Below are 21209 nucleotides of genomic sequence, written 5' to 3' on the forward strand. Positions count from 1 at the left end.
ATCGGCACGTTAGAACTTCTTCACCTCGATACGGTACCGGCGCAGAGCATAGCCAACCTGCCGCGGCGTGAGGCCAAGGATACGAGCCGCCTTGGCCTGAACCCAGCCGGACTTCTCCATCGCATCGATCAGCCGGTCGCGGTCCGCCAGACGCGGGCCGGCTGCGGGGTAAGCAGGATCGTTCGGATCGCAGGCCTGGACGGGCAGTACCTCGCCTTCGGCGCCGCCGATGCGCGTGGACGGCAACGGCGGCAATGCGACCGGCATGCGGTTGCCCCGAGCGAGCTCTTCGCGGGCATTGCTGCCGGGCGGAAGGTCTGCCCCTTTCCAGAGGCGTGAAGAAAGGCACTGGCTATTCTGGCAGGCGAAATCCGACGTGGCGACCGTCGTTGAACGCGCAAGCGTGGCCGTCCTTCGCACACAGTTTTCCAACTCACGCACGTTACCAGGGAAGTAGCATTGCGAGATCAGGTCGAGCGCCGAGGGTGCGAAGTCGAGGTCGCGGTGGTTCTCCCTGTTGAAGCGGTGGAGGAAGGCTTTCGCAAGGCGTCGAATATCGCCGGGTCGCTCTCGCAGCGGAGGCAGCATGATTGGCACCACATTGATGCGGTAGTAAAGGTCGGCCCTGAACTCTCCCTTCACGACTGCCGCCTCGAGGTCCTTATTGGTGGCGCATATGAGCCGGACATCGACCGTTAGCGTCCTGGTGCCGCCGACTCGCTCCAGTTCGCCTTCCTGCAAGACGCGCAACAGCTTGGCTTGAAAGGCAGGCGAAATCTCGCCGATTTCGTCAAGCAGCAGGGTTCCGCCATTCGCCAATTCGAAACGGCCGGCGCGCTGCGAGATAGCCCCGGTGAAGGCGCCCTTTTCATGCCCAAACAACTCCGATTCCAGAACGCTTTCAGGCAGTGCGGCGCAGTTCAGTTTGACGAAAGCCTTCTTGCTGCGAGGTGAAAGCTCATGGATGGCCTGTGCAAAGAATTCCTTGCCGGTGCCACTTTCACCTCGAAGAAGCACGGTGGAATTAGTCGTCGCGACGACCGAGACGGTTTCGAGCACCTGCTTGAGTGCTGGACTTTCCCCGATGATCCCGCCGATTTTGACATGCGAATGCCGGGCGGGGTTGGTCCTTTCCTCGCCGAGCGATTTTTCCGGTCTGCGTTGCTCCTCTTTAAGCCGCTGACCATCTGGGTTCAGGATGCGGTGCAGGCGGATGGTCCGGCCGACAAGGTTGGCGACCATGATCAGGAAGCGTAAGTCTTCGTCGCAGCGCACGCTGGTGGTGCCGTCCCCGACACGGTCGATCGACAATGTCCCAAGGATTTTATCCTCAGCCTTAATCGGGACTCCGATAAAGCTAACCAGGACGGTGCCGCCGCTCGAAAATGTTTTAAGGTCAGCCTGAAAGAGTTCGGACTTGCTGACATCCTGTATGACAAGCGGCGTCCCCGCAGCGACGATTTGGTCTACGACGCCCTGAGGTATGGCGCGGCACAGGCCTGATTGAGGTGTGTGGTCGTTGCTGGCAGTTGCGGTAATCTCCGCCTCTCCTTCAGCGCCCAGGACGACTATTGCACCATGACGCATGTGCACAAACGAGGAGAGAATATTCACCACATTGGCGAGCGTGATCTCCAGCCGGGTAGGGGCGGTCAGGCTCTTGGATATCGCGTAGATTCCCTTGAGCGAAATATCCGCCTCGTGCATGGTTTTGCCAGGCGACCGGCTCGTCCGAAGGCCTATTTCATCCACCCGATCGCGCAATACTTGAGTCATGGAGACACCTCAGGGGTTGTGCAGCGTGCTTCTCCCCGAAGCGGCTTTTTGTGTTTCGATTCAGTATTGACGACCCCCAGTTGAATTGCAATTGCAAACTGGTTGCGAGAAGCTTGTTAGGCTGGAGCCGCGGCAATCGCAGGTGGCTATCGGCACGCGCCCGAAATGGCGCGTGCGTGCGTGGGTCATCCGAACTTGAAGAGGATACCGAAGCCACCGCGCGGATAATTCCACTCGATCTCACCACTGGCCTCGCACAGGACCCGGCAGGTGCCGCACTCCATGCAGCCGTCGGCGGTGATCTCCACTTGGCCCTGGTCGTTCAGCTCATAACATTGGGCCGGGCAGACGCGGGTCAACCCGAGCAGGTTAGCGCTTGGCCGCTCGTGCGGTCGCACTTTGATATGCGGGCGCCCCGAATCGACCAGGTAGCGGTTCTGGTAGAGCTTCTCCTCGACGCGCAACGTCACCGCGACCGTCATCTCTCGTCCCTCCTTTAACGCCAGGCGAGCGCCAGGCGGACCGCGTCGCTCACCAACCCCCAGCGCGAACGCGCCTTGATCATGGCAGCAGCGGTCGCCTTTTCCTTCTCGATTTTCGGGGTGCCGTCGACCCGCATGAAGTTCTGGGCCGCCTGCGACATCAACTGCGGGTAGGTCGTGAAGAAATTTCGGGAATTGGTGTGGAGCAGGGCCGGCATATCCTTGTATTTCTTCAGGTCCTTGACCACGAAGGACTTGTTCAGCATGGTCTTGTAAAGGACAAGGTTCTGCTTGGTCATTGGACCATTGCGGCGCTTGACCTGGACGATTGCTTCAGCCGCGATGCGGCCGGAGGTCATGGCGAGGTTTGAACCCTCGCGGTGAACGGCGTTATTCAATTGCGCGGCATCGCCGACCACGACCCAACCGTCGCCAAAGAGCTGCGGAATCGCCTTGTAGCCACCTTCGGGAATGAGATGCGCGGCATATTCTTTTACCTCCGAGCCGGCGATCAGCGGCCGGATCGAAGGATGGTCTTTCAGCGCATCGAGGAGGGCGTATGGGCTCTGCATCGTCGCGGCGAAATCCGAAACGAGGCAGCCGATGCCCAGTGAGATCGACTCCTTGTTGGTGTAAAGGAAGCCAAGCCCGGCCATGCCGCGGGAGATCGTGCCGACAGCCTCGATTACGCAACCTTCTCCGCCCTTGAGGCCAAACCGCTGCTCAATGACATCTTCGGGCAGGAAATGCATTTCCTTGACGGCGAGCGCCACGCTTTGTGGCTTCGGCATCTCGCGAAGCCCGGCCCGCGTGCCAAGCAGCCCCGAGACACCTTCTGCGAGAATGACAACGTCCGCGAAGATCGCGCCGCCGGCCCGGTCCGTGCGGACGCCGACCACCTTGTCCTTGGCATCACGGACGAGTTCCGTCACAGTCGTCTCGCACAGGACTGTCGCGCCGGCCGCGCGCACCTTACGCGAAAACCATTTGTCGAACTGGGCACGAATGATCGTATAGCGGTTGGGCTTTGCCTCGTTGAAGTCCTCCGACCGATAGTGCATCCCGGTGTGGGACGTGTCGTCCATCACCCAAAGCCGCTGTTCAACCAAATGCCGCTCGAGAGGCGCATCGTCCCGGAAATCCGGGATGATCTTCTCCAGCATGTTCGCGTACATGATGGCACCCTGGACATTCTTGGAGCCCGGATATTCACCCCGCTCAAACTGCAGCACCTTCAGGCCGTGGCTTGCCATGGTGTACGCAGCAGCATTTCCGGACATGCCGGCTCCAATAACAATGGCGTCGAATTTTTCCGCGATCATGTCCATCTCGCTAGCTCGCAAGCTTATCGCGATTGTGGGGCGACAGCCGCCGGGTGAAGGCTTCAGTTAGTGCGGGCAGGAAGCGGATCGCGTCGGTGACGATCCCGAGGTGGGCGAAATCGAAAATCGGCGCGCTGGGGTCGGTGTTGATGGCCACGATGAGATCCGCCCCCTCGACGCCAACCCGGTGCTGGATGGCGCCGGAAATCCCGGCCGCTATATAAAGTTTCGGCCGGATGGTCTTGCCAGTTTGGCCGATCTGCCGATCCGCCGACATCCAGCCCTTCTGGACCAACGGGCGCGAACAGCCGTGCTCGGCCCCGATTGCTCGCGCGAGGTTCTTCACAAGCTGCAGGTTCTCCGCCGAGCCTAGACCGAGACCTCCCGCAACCACGACGTCGGCATAGGCAAGGTTTGCGTTTGCCGACTGGCTATCCGGCAGGAAGCCGAGGACTTTGGTCACGATCTCGTCCTCGGGGACCGACAGCTTGTGCCGGATGACACGCCCGGCCGGCCTGTCCGTCCGCTGCGGCATGGGCATGACCCTCGGTCGCACAGTCGCCATCTGCGGCCGGTAGTTGAGCGTATAGATCGTGCACAACAAGGAGCCGCCGAAAGTCGGACGGGTCGCGGCGAGCGATCCATCGGTATCCACATCGAGTTCGGTGCAATCGGCCGTGAGCCCTGTGAGCAAGGTCGTGGCCACGGAGCCGGCGAGATCCCTGCCGAGTGTGGTCGCGCCGAGAAGAAGGATCTCGGGTTTGTGGGTAACGACCAGATCCGTCATCGCCTTGGTGAACGGCTCGTTGCGATAGTCGGCAAGCAGCGGCGCCTCGACGATGTAGACAAGGTCGGCGCCATAAGCGAAGGCATCCGCTACGGCAGGCCGGGTGGCTTCTCCCGGCGGTCCTATCACGACTCCGGCAAGCTCGACGCCAAGCTTGTCGGCGAGCTTTCGGCCTTCGCCGAGCAATTCGAATGATACGGGATGGACCTGGCCACGTTCGAGTTCGATGAAGACCCAAACGTGGCGGTAGTCCTTGAAATGAGCAGGCAGCTCCTTCTTTATGCCGGCACGGCCGGCGGCAGGGCGAGGGGTTTCTCGGTTTACGGTCGACATCGTCTGCTCCTTGCCGTCACGCGCCGCCGTTGAAGGCGAGCTCATGTTCCAGCGCCGGCTGGCGGGTGAAGATTGCGGCAATGAGTTCGTCAGCGATATCGCGTAGCGCCTTTTCGGTGGTGTCGATTTGCGCCGCCTTTTCCGCTCGTGTAGCAGGGGCGAAAACGCGCTTGACGACCGTGGGCGAGCCGCGCAGGCCGCATCTGGTGAGGTCATCAATGCCGGCGTCGGCCGCGCTCCATTTCAAGACCTGGCTGCGCGCGGCGCACAGGGCGTCCACGAGCGAACCCCGGCGGATCTCGTTGGTGCCTTCCAGCATGGTGATGAGGCAAGGTAGCCTGCTCTTCAGCATCTGCGTGCCGCCTTCAGAGCGGCGCTCGACCTTGATCTCGCGCTGATCAAGATCAAGGGAGGCGATCTTCGCGACATAGGTAAGTTGCAGGAGATCGAGGCGCTTGGCGATGCCGGGCCCGACCTGGGCGGTATCGCCATCGATCGTCTGCTTGCCAGTGAAGACGATGTCTGGCGTGCCGAACGTCTCGCCAACCTTCGCGATTGCCTGGGAGAGCGCGTAGGACGTCGCCAGCGTGTCGGAGCCTGCAAAATAGCGGTCGGTCAAGAGTACCGCGCGGTCGGCGCCGTAGCCGAGCGCCTTGCGCAGCGCGTCCTCTGCCATGGGCGGGCCCATGGTGAGCACAGTGACCTCGCCATCATAAGCGTCGCGCAGTCGCAGTGCCTCTTCGAGCGCGAACAGGTCGTAAGGGTTAATGATGGTCGGGACACCCTGGCGCATAATCGTGTTCGTCACCGGATGGACCCGTATCTGTGCCGAGTCCGGCACCTGCTTGATGCAGATCACGATGTGCATTGGCGGTCTCTCTGGGCTTCTGTCCCGATGCGGGCCTGGCAGTTCACCTCCTTGAAAGCATCATCCGTGCCAACTGCTTTGCACGCTCCCAACCCTGGAAATTCGGATGGCCTGTCGAGGGGCGCATTCGTGATTTGTCGGCTTCTCGACATTGTCGCGTCGCAAACATGTCGCGTTCATTCTTCTTCGAACCGCTTCAGCACGGCGTCGAACGGGACGAAGGTTCGGCCCGGCGTGGCAGGTTTGTTCGGGTCGTGGTCTTTGAGCACCTTGAAGACCCGGTGTGAGAGCGGCGAGGAAATCGCGAAGTCTTCGTAGGCACGTTCGAGTGTGGCGCGCACCCGCGCGGCGATCACCTGATCGGGCAAGCCGGACAGATCTTCTTCGGCAAGATATTGGCCCACGCGCTTCATGATATGGAGGCGAGAGACATCCAGCACCTTCGGGTCATAGGAGACGCCAAGGATGGCGAAGAATTCCTCCGCAGCCGACAGGCCTCTCAGTCGCGCGAGGATGTCGGTGACATCGATGGGAGAGCTGTCAGCGGAACAATTCATTGCATTTCCCCCGGTCGGAAAACTGTGGTGTCGGTGCGTTCGCCGCACGGCTGACCTGGACCCGCGAGATCGGCGAAGCATGGCCCGTTGCACATTGCATCGTAGAGCTCGACCAGTTGAGTTGCACTGACGGTCGATTTGGTCTCGGCCGCCTTGCGGCGGACGCGGGCCACCATCGCGGCTGCCAGATCCGGGTCGAGATCACGACCGCTTTCGCTCAGCACATGGGCAATCGCGGTGGCGCCGGAATGCTTGCCGATGACGATACGACGGCAGCGGCCGACGAGAGCCGGATCGAGCCCTTGATAGGTACGCGAGTCCTTCAGCAGCCCTGCGACATGAATGCCGGATTCGTGAGAGAAAACATCGGCGCCGACGACTGGCTTAATGGCTGCGGTCTGCCGGCCGGCGGCCCAGGCCACCTGGGCGGCGAGGTCGGGCAATGCGGTCAGCTCAATGCCGGTATCCGCGCCGTCGAGGACGGCCATCGCAGCGGCCACTTCTTCCAGCGCGGCATTGCCCGCACGCTCGCCGAGCCCGAGGACGGTGACGGAGGCGTGGCGTGCGCCTGCGCGGATCGCGGCCAGCGTGTTGGCGGCAGCGAGACCGAGATCGTTGTGCGCATGAAACTCGAGGTCGATTGGAGATTGCGCCACGAGCTGGGCGACAAGTTCGAAGGTCGAAAAAGGGTCGAGAACGCCGACCGTGTCGGCCAGTCTGACACGGCTTGCGCCGGCGTGCGCAGCCGCCTCGATGACGCGGGCCAGATGATCCCGATCGGCCCGCGAGGCATCCTCGCATCCCACCGCGACGAAGAAGCCGGCCGCGGCGGCACGCTTAACCATATGATCGATGATCTGCAGCGCTCTTGCTTGGTCGAGGCCGAGCCTGGCGGCAAGTTGGATGTCCGATGCAGGTAGCGACAGATTGACGGCGCCGATACCGCTCTCGATCGCTGCGTCGAGATCCTGCGACGTCATCCGGCACCAGGCCGTGAGCCGAACCGGGAGACGCCGCGCGACCGCGGCGCGAATTGTTTCGATCTCGTCGGCGCCCATGACCGGCGTGCCGATCTCGATCTCTGGGACGCCGGCTGCCGCAAGAGCCTCGGCGAGCTCCAGCTTTTCCGCCTTCGTAAAGGCGACGCCGGGCGCCTGCTCGCCGTCGCGCAAGGTGGTATCGTTGAGAAAGACATGACGGTTCATGAATGGCAGCCTGTTCTGCTGCGGCTCAGGCATGAATCGGATTGAACGTCTTCAGCACTTCGCCTGCCGGGCGCGCTACCGGGAGCGCTACGCAGTTTCGCCAAGATTGCCGGCATGACCTCGAGCACCCGGTCGACGTCCGCTTCACCGTTGTCGCGTGCGAAGGAGAAGCGGACCGCCTGGTGTGGCGTTTTCATTGCACTTAGCACATGGCTCGGTTCCAGCGAGCCGGAGCTGCAGGCGGATCCGGAGGAACAGGCGATGCCCACGCGGCTGAGAAGAAGTGGGATTCCATCACCTTCGACATGTTCGAAGGAGATGTTTGCGGTGTTTGGCAGCCGCTCCAGCGGGTCGCCAGTGACACAGGTATCTGGGATGCGCTGGAGAATCCCGCCTTCCAGGCGGTCGCGGAGCGACTTGACCCGTGTGGTCATGTCGTCCATGAATTTCATGGCGAGTTCGGTCGCCTTGCCGAGCCCGACTATGCCGGGCGTGTTCTCGGTGCCAGCACGCCGGCCGTGCTCTTGGTGACCACCCTTGATCAGCGAGCGGAAGGGCACACCACGTTTTACGTAAAGTGCGCCGATCCCTTTCGGGCCGTGCAGCTTGTGGCCGGAGAACGACAGCATGTCGATTGCGGTCGACTTGATATCCATCGGGAGCTTGCCGACCGCCTGCACGGCGTCGGTATGGAAAAGGGCGCCGACTTCCTTGGCCAACTCAGCAAGCTTGGCCACGGGGAAGGTCACACCAGTCTCGTTGTTCGCCCACATTATCGAGACGATCGCCACGTGGGGGGTGAGGGCGGCTATATAGGCGTCGAGGTCGAGCCGGCCAAGGCGATCCACCGGGATCCTGTGCACCTTGACGCGGCGGGTCTTCTCAAGATGCGCGCACAGCGTCAGCACGGCGGGATGCTCGACCGCGGAAGTCACGATCTCGGTTGAGTTGGGCATCGCCTCAAGCGCCGAAAGAATCGCGGTATTGTCGCTTTCTGTCCCACCCGAGGTGAAGGTGATCTCATCGTCGAACGCCGCGCCGATCAGCGCCTGCAACTGCCGCCGCGCCTTTTTCACCGCCGCGCCGACTGAGGCGCCAAAAGCGTGCGCCGACGAAGGGTTGCCGAATTGATCCGTAAAAAACGGCAGCATCGCTTGCAGGACCTCAGGATCGACCCGGGTCGTTGCGTTGTTGTCGAGATAAATAGGCCTCATAGGTGCGATCCTCAGTTGACCCGCAATGACGCCAAGCGCGAGGCCGGTCGCCTCATTGAGCCTCTGGCGCATGCCGTTGATGGTGATGGGCCCAAACTGGCAACCGGCTCAGGCGTCCCACAGTTTGACGTAGACTTGGTTGCCGTCGACATGGCCAAGTTCGTAGGCCGCCGCCGTCCACCCGGGGGCAAGGAGCCGCCTGCGACAGCGATTTCGATAAGCCGAATTTGCTCCAGGGGCGCGATTTGGCGGCCAGCAGTTCGGGTCCCGCCACGAACTGAATCGTTCCGGGCGCCGACGTTCTCTGCATTCTGCCGGAAGCGATTGGCGGTCCCGAAATCAGCTTCGACCATGTCTTGTCCTTGATGACGGGGACACCTCTTGCACTGGCCATATAAGCCTCGTCTGCCGCCGAGTGTCCGTCTGCGGCCATCGCTTCATGGACCCCCACGTGCTCGATGGCTTCGCAGCATGAGAGGCTGCCACGGGCAGCGTTGGTGTGATGAGTGACCTGCTCGATTGTGGCGAGGCCATTGATACGGACGGCCCGCCTTATCATCCGTACGTCGATAGTTTTGCCTTTGCCGATGATGGGCTGGGTAAGCGCCGACGAGGAGGCGATCGCGGCGCCGCAGGCGATGGCGCCGACCTCACTGTCGGCATTGACTGTTTCCAGGCCGGCATTCTTCGGGCTGAAGAAGTGTTCCTGGACCCTATTGCGATAGTCCAACGTCAACGTGGCCCTACTCCTTCTCATTGGCGATCAACCGAAGGACTTGCCGCAGCCGCACTTCTCCCGCGCGTTGGGGTTGTCGAAGACAAAGCCGGAAGTTTCGAGACCGGTGATGAAGTCGACGGTCATGCCGGCGACATGGGGTTGGGAGCCTGCGTCCACGAACACCTTGACCCCATCTGTCTCGGTGATCGCGTCGCCCTCGCGCGGGACGCTCTCCAGGCCCATCAGGTACTTGAAGCCGGCGCAGCCGCCGGTCTGGACCATGATGCGAAAGCCTTCCGCCGGCTCGCTGGCGCTGGAAAGAGCGGTCTTGACGGCGGCAACAGCGTTGTCGGTGAGCGTTATCATGGCTCGATTTCTCCTCGGTCCGTGACGTGTTTGCGGCTCACGTTGCATGGACCGTGCCAAAGGCAAAAACCGTTTCAACTCAGCGTAATCTCTCTAAGACTGCTATCCCTCTTGTGCGCCATTGCTGGGAAGATGTCCGGCAACCGACACGTACTGTCGGGTTTGTCGAGCCCGCCACACAGGGTGTTCGGTCTGAGTTCCTGCTGAACTCCGCGTAAACCATTGACTGGTGTGCAGAAGATTCTTCTGAACTTGCTTCGGCGACATTGGCACGACTTTTGAGGCGTCCAATTGGCGGAGACGACAAGAACTGGAGACCGATCATCAGTCGCGCGTGCCCGCGATCGATGGAACGAAGGAGGAAACCAACGTGTCAGGTCTGGGTCAGATCCGCTCTCCGCTCGCGGGATCCGCGGCTCACCACTCAGACGGAACACCCGGTTTCGAGTCGGTCCTGACGGCGATGCGCACGCTGTCCAGGAACACACTGTCATGGGCGAGCACGAGAGCGCATCGAGCATCACGGCGCGCGCTCGGCTGATCGCCTGGCAGGGCAGCTGATCCTCAACACGTAGGTGGAAGCAGAGGTAATACATGGACCAGCGCGAGAAACCGTCACCGGACGAAATCCGGCGGGCGCGGGAAGACAATCCCAAAATACGCGAGCACGATCTCGCCGCCAAATTGGGCATTTCGGAAGCCGAATTGGTCGCGGCGCATTGCGGTTCCAGCGCGGTGCGCATCGAGCCGCGCGTCAATGATCTGCTGACCGGCCTTGAAACGGTCGGCGAGGTGATGGCGCTGACCCGCAACGAAAGTGTCGTGCACGAAAAGGTAGGCGTCTACGACAAGGTGGTCACCGGCAACCAGCATGCCATGGTACTCGGCGACGACATCGACCTGCGCATCTTTCCGAAAGTGTGGGCCTATGGCTTTGCCGTCGAGAAGCGCGATGGCGACGACATCTGCCGCAGCCTGCAATTCTTTGATGCCACAGGCCAGGCGGTGCACAAGGTGCATCTCAGGCCCGCCTCAAACCTCTATGCTTATCAGAAGCTGGTGGCCAAGCTGGAATCCTCGAGCCAGGCGCCGATCGTCTCAGTCAAGGCGACCGGTGCCGACGATGACGCAGAGGTTCGCGACCAATCCGCCACGATCGAGGATTTACGCGACCACTGGAGCCAGCTGACCGACGTGCATCAGTTCTACGACATGTTGAAGACACTGAAGCTCCGCCGCTGCCAGGCAATGCGTATGGTCGGCGAGGATTACGCTTGGCTGCTCGATAAGGATGCCGTCGGCACCATGTTTCAACACGCGGTCGAAGACGAGCTTCCGATCATGTGCTTTGTGGGCAATCGTGGTTGCATCCAGATCCATTCCGGCCCGATCAAGTCGGTCAAACCGATCGGGCCGTGGATCAATGTGCTCGACGAGACCTTCCGCCTGCATCTCGGCACCCACCACATCCGTGAGGTCTGGGCCGTGCGCAAGCCGACCAGGGACGGTCACGTCACGTCGCTCGAAGCCTATGGCGCCGATGGCAAAATGATCATCCAGTTCTTCGGGACGCGTAAGGAAGGCGAATGCGAGCGCGGCGACTGGCGGGGCCTAGCCGAGACACTGCCGCGCATTCCCAGTCCGACCGCTTAAGACCCCAATGCATGTTGTTTTCCGTTCTATGGAGAAAGGCTTGGGTCGCTAGTCAAACCTCATCAGTCTTTCGGCAACTTGTTCCCGGCAAGATCGTATGACGGCGCATTGAGGCCGTCAGTATAAGACCGACAGCCATAGTCGGCTTGCCGTGGAGTTCGCCAGCGGCTATTGCCGCTCTCAGCACGCATTCCCAGCGTGCGTGCGGCGTTTCTGGTGTTGCGCCGCAACGCGCTCTATCAGGTCAACGGGGGCCGTGACTGCAAGGCTTACACGGCCGCCGGGTCGGGGCAAGTCTCCTGTCAAGCCACGTTTTGAGACCGCGCCGTTGTGTCGTACTGGATTGGAGCGCCTGCGCCTTGCACGGGACCGGCCTCAAGGCGTGCCTTTATGTTGCTCAAATAGCCCTCTGCATAGGATTGCGCCACCGAAATCGGCATATTGACGCCAGCCGTGAACGCCTCTTCCAGGGCCTTCTTCACGAGCCCATTGCGAATAGCGAGTTTCACCTCGGGGCCGGCGACAAAGCTTAGCGCCTGCCCCCCGAGACTGATGCCGGCTTCTGCCAGCGCCAGCTTCATATTGCCTCCACTAATGGCCGTATGCAGAAGATTTGCGGCTTGCGACTCCGTCTCAAGCCCCATTGACACGACATCTGCCAACTCACCCAAGACTGGAACGAAGCTCAGCAGCCCCACCGCTGTCGCACCCCAGTCAAGCACTTCCGAGCCCACCTTGAGCACACTATCGGCTGCGTGCATGAAGGCCCCGCCGTTCTTCTTGGCAGACTTGATATTGGGCTGGTCCGCCACGCCCATCATCATGTCCGCGACGGCATCCTGCTCCGCAGCGGTTTTGGGAACATGGGTCTTCGCGTTCTGAACGGTGCTGTTGGCTGCCGACATGTTGTTGTAGAAATGCCTGAAGTCGTTGTTGCTTATATTCCCGGAATCGACCGTATGTCCGCCGCCGAAGTCGAAGAACCCATGGTGGGTCTTGTAGCCCGTGATCGAATTGTTTAGCAAACCGAACAATAGCGGATCTGAAAGCAGCTGCGAAGCTGCTTTCCGTACACTCGCGTTGAGGCTCTTGTCGTCGGCCATGCTGGCAAGCTTTTCGCGAGTCAAGTCGCCGCCGCCAAAGAAGGCACTCTGATTCTTGTTAATTGTGTCAAGCGCAGCCAACTCGGGTTTCGTGAGGCTCATCGCAGCTGAAGCGACTTGTAGGAAGTCCTCTTTGTGAACCTTATCTATCGCGCCGCCGTACAACTGCCTCCACGCATCCGGGTGATTGACGAAGTACTGCGCCGCCGCGATGACCTGGGGCGGACATTTGCCGGTTTTGGCGTCGCCCTCGACGATCTGCTTGAAATCCGCCAGGCTCAGGTTCTTGGGCAGATAGTCGGAATATCGGTAAAGCTCGCGCATGGCGTCGCTCGCGGTCATGACCTGCGGCTGCCCATTTCCAGTGCCGTCGGATGGGATGTAGTTTTGCTCATAGCTTTGTGCCTGCCGGCCCTGGAATTCGCCAACTTGTGAGTGATGCTCCGAGAAGCCCGACAAATCCTTCGCCGCGATCTTACCGCCGCAGCGACCATCGCCCTGGGAGCCGATCGCATAAAAGAGCTCTGGGTCCTGCTGCAGTCCTTCGATCGCTGCCTTCAAATCAGGCGGCGTAGTGGGATCGTTGGCTTTATCTGCCAGCGACTGCCAACTGAGCGGGCATTGGTCCTTGTGACGGTTCAGCACTGCTACGATCTGCAACTCGGTCTCGGTCAGCGTGCCGCCGTTCCACGTGATCCTCGAGCTTGGCACTGGCGAGGTCGGCACGGGCGCTGGCGCTGGCGCTGCGATTGCGGAGGGTTGCGAGGCCTCATCCAGTGCTTTGATTGACTCCCTCATCTGCGGTGACAGCAGATCCAAAGGGTGCTTCTGCAATTGTTCCATCACCGAGTTCAGATCCGGCGGCACCAGATCTCGCTGCGCGAGGGGGGCATTTTTGTCTTCCTGCAAGCAAGTCGACAACATCGCCTCAAAGGTCGAAGTTGCGCCTTGTTGGGTCTGGTCGGGCGTTGGCGCAGAAGGTCCCCGGAACGACAAGCCCTGCGCGGACTGAGGCAGATTCGAGTTAGCGTATAGCGAAAGATTGCTGAGCGACATTGCGTATCCCCAGATGCAGGATTGAAAACCGCCACATGTGCATCATGTGGGGCCACTGTTCACGGCGAACGGTGACAAGTCCCAGCGCCGGTCGGCCACCTAAATGCCACCAGCCACGGTCTTGACTGCTCCGCTCGTCACTTGCACGACGGTTGTTCCCACTACAGCCAAAGGCGGCAGTGCCGTCTGGAGACTCATGTTAGGCGGGTTAGCTTTCGACAAGCTGACGACTTTCAAAAGGAGTCACAATCGGCATCGCCAGCGATATTGCCCCCTGGAGGCCGCGGTGTATTCTGTGATGCCATCGCCTCGCCCATCCGCTATCGACAGCGCGTCAGCGAGAGGCGGTCGAACAACCAGGCGATGCTGGAGACCTCCTCTCTCTCAGGAGTGTCGATCGGCCCGGAATGGGGACCTTGGGTCCGCTTGATTGATGCCGACCGGACACTGCTGCAAAACCCGGAGCGGAAGGTCGCCAAACCAATCAGCGAGCGAATGTCGTTTTGTGCACAAGCCGATCTCTTGCGCAAACAAGATAGAAAGAACGTCAATCCATGCTGAGGGCGCGGGCGCCGCACACCCACTTGTGTTCCTGGGCAGAGGCGGGGCGCAGCGCCCGTATTCTCAATGTTATTTCTGGGCTGGCTCAGGCTCGCGCACGATGTCGTCCTGACGCGGCAGGGAAGAATAGGGGCCTTCCTGCCGTCCATCGCGAATGACCGTGGCGGAGGAGCCGCGAAACAACAGCAGTACCGATTCCTGCGGCGGCTTCTCGACGGCGGCGGCCTGTGGCTGCGCCTGCGCCTGCGCCACAAGACCGTTGAACGTCTGCTCCACAAGCGCGACGAAGCGTGGTGGACCGGAAACCATGACGAGAGCATTTCCCGGCGCCGGTCTCACGACATAGCGTTCATCGGAGATGTTGAGCGCATCTAGAGCTGCCTTGAGCGCATCGAAGCGGATCGGGGTCAGCACAAGCAGGCGAGTTTGCGCTTCATTTGCAGATGATACGTAAAGTTCGACCCCATCGAAGTACCATTGGAGATTGTAGAGATCGGTCAAGCGGTCGAGGAACGCGCGCGGTGGCAAATCCGGCATGCGTCCGCGAATCCGCCCCTTCACCTCGCCGCTGATGCTGATCTTGATTTTGAGGTTGTTGCCGAATTCCTGCAACGCGGCAGCGAGTTCCTGATCCAGAACCGCATACCTGTAAGGTGTCGAGGGCAGTGACAGAGGAGCACTGTGCGCCAAATGGTTTCCGGTGGAGACAACAAAAACGACACAGAGGACTTTCTTAAAAATGTGCAGGATCATGGATTCACAAGCATTCCCGGCATCTCGTCCCGAAGAACATAAGGTTGAAATTCGCGTTCTAACTTAGGCGCCGAACGTGGCGATTAAAAGACGCTGCCCATGGTCAATTCGTCAGCTTGTCGTCAGTTCGACTCTCTATGCTGTTGATCCGATAACGGGTGATGGGCGGGTTAGACTCATCACATCTCAAAGAGAACAAATGAGTCCTTGCATGATGTTGGGCGTCACATCGATCTCCACCAATCTAACCGACGGTCTGTCCAAGGTCGGGTCGGCGGCAGCGCTCGGCGACCAGGCGCAGTTTCAGCGCAGTCTTGTGCAGGCGGCGAGCTCGGTCAAAAACGATGCCTCCTCCGCGACGGCTGGGGTGGCGCCAGTTCCTCCGGCCTTGGAGGTTCAGCGGGCTGTAACGCAGGCGAACCCGCTGGGCGATCGCGTGCTTCAAACGCTTTCTTCGATGCATCAGCATAATGCAGTCGCGCCTCCCGCGCTCGGCCGCGAGTTGCCCCTTGTGACCGGCGCCCCGCCTGGGCCGGCGGCGCAGCTCCCTCTGCAGGCCCGAGCAGCAGGAGTACAGACGCCAAGTGCTCCGCAAGGGGGGAAGGATTTCGAAGCGATGGTTGCTGGCCTGCGCGATGTCTACAATGACGTCACTCAGGTTTCCCTTGTCTGCAAGGGTATCGGCTCCGCCAGCTCATCTGTGAATAAACTGGTATCAGCGGGTTGAATGTCGCCCATGGTTGGCGCAACGCATGGCGAGATCACCCATAGCCGGCCGCCTGGTCGGCTATGGCCTTGTTGTGCTGTGCTGCCGCTTCTGTTTGCTCTAAGTGGCTGCAAGGCCGATCTCTACACGAAATTGCAGGAGCGCGAGGCGAACGACATGCTCGCGCTCCTGCTTAACAGTGGCGTCGATGCGGTCCGTGTCGCCGTAAAGGATGGGACCAGCACGATTCAGGTCGAAGAAAAGCAGCTTGCCTTCTCGATCAACCTGCTGAATGCCAAGGGGCTGCCGCACCAGTCTTTCAAGAACCTCGGCGAAATATTTAAAGGATCGGGTCTGATCGCGTCGCCGACCGAAGAGCGCGCGCGTTATGTCTATGCGCTGAACGAAGAGTTGTCGCGTACGATCAGCGACATCGACGGCGTCATCTCGGTGCGCGTCCATGTCGTTCTGCCACATAACGACCTTTTACGAGAGGGCGCCACGCCATCCTCGGCGTCGGCGTTTATCCGACATGACGCTAAGGCAAACCTCTCAATTCTGCTGCCGCAAATCAAGATGCTCATTGCCAACAGCATCGAGGGCCTATCCTACGATAAGGTGGAGGTGGTTTTCGTGCCAGTGGAACGGCCCGCATTTGAGCAACGGGCTGAGCCAGCGGCTGTTTTGACCCAGGCATCTAAATCGATTCCGGCGCCTTTGCTGGCGATTGCTGTGGGTTTCGCCGCGGCCGTGATCGGCGTTCTAAGCTATGTCTTGGGCCGCGCTCGTATGCGCCAGCGCAGGCAATCGCGCGAACCCACCAAGCTTGAAGGGCGCGCGGGTGTGCCTGCGATCGAGTCTGTTGCTAAAAAGATGGTCGGCGATGCGTGATCGATCGCCCGAATCGGCTTCCGTGGGCTTGAGCCAGCTTGCTGCTGCGATTCATCCGACTCGACTTGCCGCACGTCTTGACCCGGCGTTGTCGGCCGCGACCTTGGTGCGGTTGCAGAAGAGTCGGAGGCTTCAAGTGAGATTGGCAGGACTGTTGCTCGACGATGAAATGAATTTGAATGAAGGCCGCTGGGGTCAGGACCTTCTGCGTGGACATGATCCGCGTCGAGCGGCCCTGCTTGCCGGGAGCCTCTGGCATGCCCGCTCGCTGCTGAAGCTGATTTCAAAGCCTGACCTCACCGTTCTGATCCAATCTATCGGCGCTGAAGCGCACGCGTTTGGCATCCGACATCTGGCGCATGCCATTGCAACCGGATCGATTGACGATCCGGAGCAACTCGCCCAACAGATTGAACACGATGGACATGCCTGTCTTGGCGCCTGGCTCGATGAAAATTCAGCCCTTGACCGGGACCGCGTGCTGCTGCGCCTGCCTGTTGGGACCGCCGCCGATGAGCCCGCGATTGAGCACCGCAATGCTGCAGGCCAGTTGTTTTCTTTAGTGGTAGCCTATTTGGTTGCGGAGACCCCGACGAAATGACGTTCGATGATCCAGCAGCGCCGGTTGCTCCACAGATGCGCCCAGTCGGGCCACTGATGCCGGCAAGTGAGCTCGAAATCTGGGACAATGCCGCGGAGGCGCGTTCTGCGGCCGAACGGCATCTGCAGCGGGTTCGCGGCTGGGCGCGCGCGGCTTATCGGCGCGAACGGGCGCGCGGTCATACCGAGGGATTCAACGACGGCGCCGAGGAGATGGCCCAACTGATTGGGCGGACAGTCTCTGAAGTGGCACGGCGAAAGACCGTTCTGGAGCAAGAATTGCCACAGCTCGTGATGGAGATCGTAGGCGATCTTCTGGGTGCCTTTGATCCAGGCGATCTGCTGGTGAAGACCGTTCGTCGTGCGATCGAGCGGGAATATGGTGGCGCCGAAGTTTGTCTTCATGTGTCTCCCACGCAAGTCGATGCGCTCGCGCGCGAGTTCGCTGAATGCGATGGAAGGGAAGGCCGGCCGAAGGTCCGGATTGACCCCGATCCGGCGCTGTCGCCGCAGCAATGCGTGCTGTGGAGCGAATATGGCAATGTCGATCTCGGGCTGACTGCGCAGCTACGCGCGCTGCGCCTCGGGTTTGGGTTGCGTTCTGAAGAAAACGAACTGTGACCATGCGGATGCCCGAGCACAGCAATCCCGCTGCAGAGAGAACTCTGGATACAGAGCTGTCTGGTCTGAGGTCTAAAGCCAAGCATATCGACACGCGTGTCGTACGCGGACGGATCACGCGGGCCATCGGAACGCTCCTCTATGCCGTCTTGCCAGACGCCCGTATCGGCGAACTCTGTCTGTTGCAGGATCCGCGGACCGGGTGGTCGTTGGAAGCCGAGGTGGTCGGTCTGTTTCAGAATGGCGTTTTGCTCACGCCGGTCGGTGACTTGGTCGGCCTGTCCAGCCGTGCAGAAGTGGTGGCTACGGGACGAATGCATGAAGTGCCAGTCGGGGCCAATTTGCTCGGCCGCGTGATCGACAGCTTCGGACGTCCGCTCGATGGCAAAGGCGCTGTCAAAACCGCTGAAACCCGTCCGCTGCGCGGCAGAGCCCCCAACCCAATGACAAGGCGCATAATCGAGCGGCCCTTCCCACTCGGCGTCCGTGCCCTGGACGGTCTACTGACATGTGGCGAAGGCCAGCGGATCGGAATCTATGGAGAGGCGGGCTGCGGCAAGTCAACCTTACTGTCACAGATCGTAAAAGGCGCGGCAGCCGACGTTACCATCGTCGCGCTCATAGGCGAGCGTGGGCGCGAGGTTCGTGAATTCATTGAGCGGCATCTTGGGGAGGCAGCACTTCGTCGTACGATCGTTGTCGTCGAAACCTCCGACCGCTCGGCAATAGAGCGGGCGCAATGTGCGCATATGGCAACCACACTCGCCGAGTATTTTCGCGAACAAGGGCGACGCGTCGTTCTGATGATGGATTCATTGACGCGCCTTTGCCGCGCCATGCGCGAAATCGGCCTTGCTGCGGGTGAGCCGCCGACCCGGCGGGGCTTTCCTCCTTCCGTCTTTGCCACGCTGCCAGGCCTGTTGGAGCGTGCCGGCATGGGGGAGCGTGGCTCAATCACAGCCTTCTATACCGTGCTTGTCGAGGGTGACGGTGTGGGAGATCCAATCGCCGAGGAGTCGCGCGGCATTCTCGATGGCCATGTAGTCCTTTCACGCACGATCGCGGCGCGAGAGCATTTCCCCGCTATCGATGTGCTGCAGAGCCGCAGCCGTGTAATGGATGCAGTCGTATCTGTTGCACATCGTAGGTCGGCGTCCTTCTTCCGTGACCTCCTCTCGCGCAGTGCCGAGTCCGAGTTTTTGGTCAAGGTCGGTGAATACAAGCATGGCAGCGATCCGCTGACTGACCGGGCTATCGCCTCGATCGATGATCTGCAGGAGTTTTTGCGCCAGGGCGAAGTCGAGACGTCCAGTTTTGAGGAAACCGTCGAATGGATGTCACGTCTGACCGCGTGAATCGTGTTCACGCTTCGAGGCTAAGGCTTCTGAAGGATATGCGAGAGCGCAGTGCCCTTAGCGACCTGTCCAATATGGAAGCCAAGCGCCAGATCGCGGCCTTGGCTACACAGCAAGCTTCCAAGGAGCTTGCGATCGCAGAGGACCGCCGTGCAGCGGCCGAAGTGCAGCTTTATCAACAGCTAATATCGCTCGATACCTTGTCCGTCGCAGCACTCGATCGTGGCAAGCTCCTGATTGAGCGGCTTGAGACCGAGGTCACCTTGAGACGTCAGAGGCTTGATGACGCGCACGTCGCTCAAGAAGAGGCCGAGACGGCGGCGTCTGAGACAAGGGCCCACTGGGTCAAATGTTCGGCGGCCAGGCACAAATGGGAACAGATCGAGGGCGACGTTCGGCGCGCGGTCGACACCCATTCGGAGTCCGCAGCCGAGATAGAGGCCGATGACGAAAGCATGCCTCGGTATGGGAGGGTTTCGCGTCCCCAAATGTCGGGCGACCCGATATGATGACGGCTCATCCTCTTACTGCGGCGCGGTCGTGCCGTTTTGTAGAGCCGCCCCCGGTAACTCCTGTGGGCAGACACGCTACGCTCAAACCATCGCTAACTCTGTCCCGCGCCGTCGTCTCGTGGATCAACGAAATCGCGACCCCCCGCATGGCCTTTCAAAGCCGGCTTGGCGATATGCCGCTATCTGTACGGATGGAACGGATCGTCTGGCAGCAGGAACCTTCTACGGCTCCAATGTTTGACTGCATTTGGCGCGTCGGAGACGAAACGATCGTCTTGTCGTTGTGCCGTCGACTTGCAGAGGCGCTCATCTCAACAGTGCAGAATGGTCTTGCATTACCTTGCGAACCAACTGGTTCGCTTGTTCTCGAACTTGCACTCGAGCCGCTTATCGCTCGACTGGAGAGTCAGACACAGCGGAACGTGCAATTCCTTCGTACAGGCGACCCCATGACGCCAGCTCCTTATCTGGAATTCGACATCGTCTGCGGTCCAGTCAGCGGCAAAGTTCGTCTGTTCCTGTTCTCGCCTCTCGACGGTCGTGTACCATCTGCGTTCCGCGCGTTAGGCGAATTGCTTGGCCAGTTGCAGCGACAGCCGTGCGACCTGTTTTCAGAGCTCCCCATCACAGTTGCAGCAGAGATCGGCTCGCTCACCGCTTCGGCCGCGATTCTTCGCGACGCACGTGCCGGTGATGCGCTGTTGCCGGATGTACTACCGTATGGGCGCGGCCAGATCATCCTATCTGCGGGCCGGTTATGGGCCGCGGCAGATATTGCCGGGGACAGCCTAATTCTGCGGCGCCCTTTTCGTCCGCGACCATCCCGCTTGGAGAATGCACATATGACGACACAACCCGAATCACAGCAAGCGCCGGCGGAAGCCGATCTTGACGATGTCGAGATCACATTGGTCTTTGAATGCGGCCGCTGGTCGATGCCTTTAAGAGAATTGAGAGGTGCCGGCGAAGGGCATGTGTTCGAACTTGGTAGGCCGATCGACGGTCCGGTCGATATTCTTGCCAACGGCCAGCGTATCGGCTGCGGCGACATCGTGCGCATCGGCGACGGGCTGGGCATCAGACTCCGTGGCAGACTGGCATGCAATGACTGACGTTCAACCAGGAATCCTGGCACTACTTGCGGTTACAGCCGGACTCGGTCTGCTGGTGTTGGCGGTCGTCACGACCACGGCGTTTGTAAAGATATCGGTCGTCCTCTTCCTCGTCCGCAACGCGCTCGGGACCCAGACAATACCACCAAACATCGTGCTATACGCCGCTGCATTGATTCTCACCGTTTTCGTTAGCGCGCCTGTTATTGAGCAAACCTATGCTCGCGTCACGGATCCGAAACTGCATTATCAAACGTTCGATGACTGGGTGACCGCCGCTAAAGAGGGGCGGGAGCCCTTGCGTGATTATCTCAAGAGGTTCACCAATGAAGAACAACGCCGGTTTTTCCTATCCTCGACCCAACAAGTCTGGCCACAGGATATGCGCGCCAGCGCTGCACCTGATGACCTCGTCATTCTGATACCATCTTTTCTAATCTCAGAACTCAAGCGTGCCTTCGAAATTGGCTTTCTTCTCTATCTTCCCTTTATCACCATCGATCTTATCGTAACGACAATTTTGATGGCCATGGGCATGTCAATGGTGTCCCCGGCGGTGATATCTGTGCCTTTCAAACTGTTTCTATTCGTCACTATCGATGGTTGGTCGCAACTAACGCACGGGCTTGTGTTGAGTTACACAACACCGGGAGGTTGA

21 protein-coding genes are annotated in these 21209 nt (G+C 60.2%); 9 read left to right on the top strand and 12 right to left on the bottom strand.

Going from position 1 to position 21209, the window contains the following annotated elements:
• Window positions 1-9 precede the first annotated feature (9 nt).
• From nifA to OHD62_RS30895, 10 genes are all read right to left on the bottom strand, one after another.
• Window positions 10-1776 carry a nif-specific transcriptional activator NifA gene (gene nifA / locus OHD62_RS30850; RefSeq protein WP_263790854.1) on the bottom strand — a complete coding sequence of 589 codons (1767 nt, stop codon included), beginning with the start codon at window positions 1774-1776 and terminating at the stop codon, window positions 10-12.
• A gap of 185 nt (window positions 1777-1961) precedes the next feature.
• On the bottom strand, window positions 1962-2258 hold the full coding sequence (locus tag OHD62_RS30855; protein ID WP_263790856.1) for a ferredoxin family protein: 297 nt from the start codon (window positions 2256-2258) through the stop codon (window positions 1962-1964).
• A gap of 14 nt (window positions 2259-2272) precedes the next feature.
• Entirely contained in the window at window positions 2273-3580 is a 1308-nt protein-coding gene (locus OHD62_RS30860) for an FAD-dependent oxidoreductase (RefSeq protein WP_263790858.1), read from the bottom strand.
• 10 nt (window positions 3581-3590) lie between these two features.
• On the bottom strand, window positions 3591-4700 hold the full coding sequence (locus tag OHD62_RS30865; protein WP_263790950.1) for an electron transfer flavoprotein subunit alpha/FixB family protein: 1110 nt from the start codon (window positions 4698-4700) through the stop codon (window positions 3591-3593).
• A 16-nt stretch (window positions 4701-4716) separates the two neighbouring features.
• On the bottom strand, window positions 4717-5568 hold the full coding sequence (locus tag OHD62_RS30870; RefSeq protein WP_263790860.1) for an electron transfer flavoprotein subunit beta/FixA family protein: 852 nt from the start codon (window positions 5566-5568) through the stop codon (window positions 4717-4719).
• Window positions 5569-5744: 176 nt separating this feature from the next.
• On the bottom strand, window positions 5745-6125 hold the full coding sequence (gene nifW / locus OHD62_RS30875) for a nitrogenase stabilizing/protective protein NifW (RefSeq protein ID WP_006205096.1): 381 nt from the start codon (window positions 6123-6125) through the stop codon (window positions 5745-5747).
• Window positions 6122-7330 (bottom strand): homocitrate synthase, encoded by a 1209-nt coding sequence (gene nifV / locus OHD62_RS30880; RefSeq protein WP_263790861.1) that lies wholly within the window; start codon window positions 7328-7330, stop codon window positions 6122-6124. The genes nifW and nifV overlap by 4 nt, the downstream gene beginning before the upstream one ends.
• Entirely contained in the window at window positions 7327-8544 is a 1218-nt protein-coding gene (gene nifS / locus OHD62_RS30885) for a cysteine desulfurase NifS (protein ID WP_263790862.1), read from the bottom strand. The genes nifV and nifS overlap by 4 nt, the downstream gene beginning before the upstream one ends.
• Before the next feature lie 52 nt (window positions 8545-8596).
• Window positions 8597-9280, bottom strand: coding sequence for a hypothetical protein (locus OHD62_RS30890; protein ID WP_263790863.1), 684 nt, complete (start codon window positions 9278-9280; stop codon window positions 8597-8599).
• 27 nt (window positions 9281-9307) lie between these two features.
• On the bottom strand, window positions 9308-9628 hold the full coding sequence (locus tag OHD62_RS30895; RefSeq protein WP_006205100.1) for an iron-sulfur cluster assembly accessory protein: 321 nt from the start codon (window positions 9626-9628) through the stop codon (window positions 9308-9310).
• Between the two features lie 594 nt (window positions 9629-10222).
• Here OHD62_RS30895 and OHD62_RS30900 point away from each other — a divergent pair.
• Window positions 10223-11281, top strand: coding sequence for a hemin-degrading factor (locus OHD62_RS30900; RefSeq protein ID WP_263790864.1), 1059 nt, complete (start codon window positions 10223-10225; stop codon window positions 11279-11281).
• A 302-nt stretch (window positions 11282-11583) separates the two neighbouring features.
• Here OHD62_RS30900 and OHD62_RS30905 read toward each other — a convergent pair whose 3' ends face one another.
• Both OHD62_RS30905 and OHD62_RS30910 read right to left on the bottom strand, forming a co-directional pair.
• Window positions 11584-13440, bottom strand: a complete 1857-nt coding sequence (locus OHD62_RS30905) for an HrpF/NolX family T3SS translocon protein (RefSeq protein WP_318528657.1) — start codon at window positions 13438-13440, stop codon at window positions 11584-11586.
• A 630-nt stretch (window positions 13441-14070) separates the two neighbouring features.
• Complete coding sequence (locus tag OHD62_RS30910) at window positions 14071-14754, bottom strand: secretin N-terminal domain-containing protein (RefSeq protein ID WP_263790866.1); 684 nt, start codon at window positions 14752-14754, stop codon at window positions 14071-14073.
• Window positions 14755-14965: 211 nt separating this feature from the next.
• Here OHD62_RS30910 and OHD62_RS30915 point away from each other — a divergent pair, with 211 nt between their 5' ends.
• The 8 genes from OHD62_RS30915 to sctR are packed head-to-tail and all read left to right on the top strand — an operon-like array spanning window position 14966 to window position 21209.
• Window positions 14966-15481 (top strand): nodulation protein NolB, encoded by a 516-nt coding sequence (locus OHD62_RS30915; protein WP_263790868.1) that lies wholly within the window; start codon window positions 14966-14968, stop codon window positions 15479-15481.
• 9 nt (window positions 15482-15490) lie between these two features.
• Complete coding sequence (gene sctJ, locus OHD62_RS30920) at window positions 15491-16351, top strand: type III secretion system inner membrane ring lipoprotein SctJ (protein WP_263790871.1); 861 nt, start codon at window positions 15491-15493, stop codon at window positions 16349-16351.
• Window positions 16344-16952 carry a nodulation protein NolU gene (locus OHD62_RS30925; RefSeq protein ID WP_263790872.1) on the top strand — a complete coding sequence of 203 codons (609 nt, stop codon included), beginning with the start codon at window positions 16344-16346 and terminating at the stop codon, window positions 16950-16952. The genes sctJ and OHD62_RS30925 overlap by 8 nt, the downstream gene beginning before the upstream one ends.
• The gene (gene sctL / locus OHD62_RS30930) at window positions 16949-17572 is read left to right on the top strand and encodes a type III secretion system stator protein SctL (protein WP_263790874.1); all 624 of its coding nucleotides are present in this window, start codon (window positions 16949-16951) and stop codon (window positions 17570-17572) included. Before OHD62_RS30925 ends, sctL begins: the two co-directional genes overlap by 4 nt.
• 2 nt (window positions 17573-17574) lie before the next feature.
• Window positions 17575-18927 carry a type III secretion system ATPase SctN gene (gene sctN, locus OHD62_RS30935; RefSeq protein ID WP_412177440.1) on the top strand — a complete coding sequence of 451 codons (1353 nt, stop codon included), beginning with the start codon at window positions 17575-17577 and terminating at the stop codon, window positions 18925-18927.
• The gene (locus OHD62_RS30940) at window positions 18903-19436 is read left to right on the top strand and encodes a hypothetical protein (protein WP_263790880.1); all 534 of its coding nucleotides are present in this window, start codon (window positions 18903-18905) and stop codon (window positions 19434-19436) included. Before sctN ends, OHD62_RS30940 begins: the two co-directional genes overlap by 25 nt.
• Window positions 19436-20551 carry a type III secretion system cytoplasmic ring protein SctQ gene (gene sctQ, locus OHD62_RS30945; RefSeq protein WP_412177441.1) on the top strand — a complete coding sequence of 372 codons (1116 nt, stop codon included), beginning with the start codon at window positions 19436-19438 and terminating at the stop codon, window positions 20549-20551. Before OHD62_RS30940 ends, sctQ begins: the two co-directional genes overlap by 1 nt.
• Window positions 20544-21209 carry a type III secretion system export apparatus subunit SctR gene (sctR, locus tag OHD62_RS30950; RefSeq protein ID WP_006205111.1) on the top strand — a complete coding sequence of 222 codons (666 nt, stop codon included), beginning with the start codon at window positions 20544-20546 and terminating at the stop codon, window positions 21207-21209. Before sctQ ends, sctR begins: the two co-directional genes overlap by 8 nt.

The organism is Mesorhizobium sp. YC-39 (assembly GCF_025753795.1).
Taxonomy (GTDB): domain Bacteria; phylum Pseudomonadota; class Alphaproteobacteria; order Rhizobiales; family Rhizobiaceae; genus Mesorhizobium.

Coding starts and splice junctions, on each gene's coding strand:
- OHD62_RS30855 (WP_263790856.1), bottom strand. CDS start 2,258: ATGACGGTCGCGGTGACGTTGCGCGTCGAGGAGAAGCTCTACCAGAAC.
- sctR (WP_006205111.1), top strand. CDS start 20,544: ATGACTGACGTTCAACCAGGAATCCTGGCACTACTTGCGGTTACAGCC.
- OHD62_RS30910 (WP_263790866.1), bottom strand. CDS start 14,754: ATGATCCTGCACATTTTTAAGAAAGTCCTCTGTGTCGTTTTTGTTGTC.
- sctQ (WP_412177441.1), top strand. CDS start 19,436: ATGACGGCTCATCCTCTTACTGCGGCGCGGTCGTGCCGTTTTGTAGAG.
- OHD62_RS30915 (WP_263790868.1), top strand. CDS start 14,966: ATGATGTTGGGCGTCACATCGATCTCCACCAATCTAACCGACGGTCTG.
- OHD62_RS30940 (WP_263790880.1), top strand. CDS start 18,903: ATGGATGTCACGTCTGACCGCGTGAATCGTGTTCACGCTTCGAGGCTA.
- OHD62_RS30900 (WP_263790864.1), top strand. CDS start 10,223: ATGGACCAGCGCGAGAAACCGTCACCGGACGAAATCCGGCGGGCGCGG.
- sctN (WP_412177440.1), top strand. CDS start 17,575: ATGCGGATGCCCGAGCACAGCAATCCCGCTGCAGAGAGAACTCTGGAT.
- OHD62_RS30860 (WP_263790858.1), bottom strand. CDS start 3,580: ATGATCGCGGAAAAATTCGACGCCATTGTTATTGGAGCCGGCATGTCC.
- nifW (WP_006205096.1), bottom strand. CDS start 6,125: ATGAATTGTTCCGCTGACAGCTCTCCCATCGATGTCACCGACATCCTC.
- OHD62_RS30925 (WP_263790872.1), top strand. CDS start 16,344: ATGCGTGATCGATCGCCCGAATCGGCTTCCGTGGGCTTGAGCCAGCTT.
- sctL (WP_263790874.1), top strand. CDS start 16,949: ATGACGTTCGATGATCCAGCAGCGCCGGTTGCTCCACAGATGCGCCCA.
- OHD62_RS30865 (WP_263790950.1), bottom strand. CDS start 4,700: ATGTCGACCGTAAACCGAGAAACCCCTCGCCCTGCCGCCGGCCGTGCC.
- OHD62_RS30905 (WP_318528657.1), bottom strand. CDS start 13,440: ATGTCGCTCAGCAATCTTTCGCTATACGCTAACTCGAATCTGCCTCAG.
- nifA (WP_263790854.1), bottom strand. CDS start 1,776: ATGACTCAAGTATTGCGCGATCGGGTGGATGAAATAGGCCTTCGGACG.
- nifV (WP_263790861.1), bottom strand. CDS start 7,330: ATGAACCGTCATGTCTTTCTCAACGATACCACCTTGCGCGACGGCGAG.
- nifS (WP_263790862.1), bottom strand. CDS start 8,544: ATGAGGCCTATTTATCTCGACAACAACGCAACGACCCGGGTCGATCCT.
- OHD62_RS30895 (WP_006205100.1), bottom strand. CDS start 9,628: ATGATAACGCTCACCGACAACGCTGTTGCCGCCGTCAAGACCGCTCTT.
- sctJ (WP_263790871.1), top strand. CDS start 15,491: ATGGTTGGCGCAACGCATGGCGAGATCACCCATAGCCGGCCGCCTGGT.
- OHD62_RS30870 (WP_263790860.1), bottom strand. CDS start 5,568: ATGCACATCGTGATCTGCATCAAGCAGGTGCCGGACTCGGCACAGATA.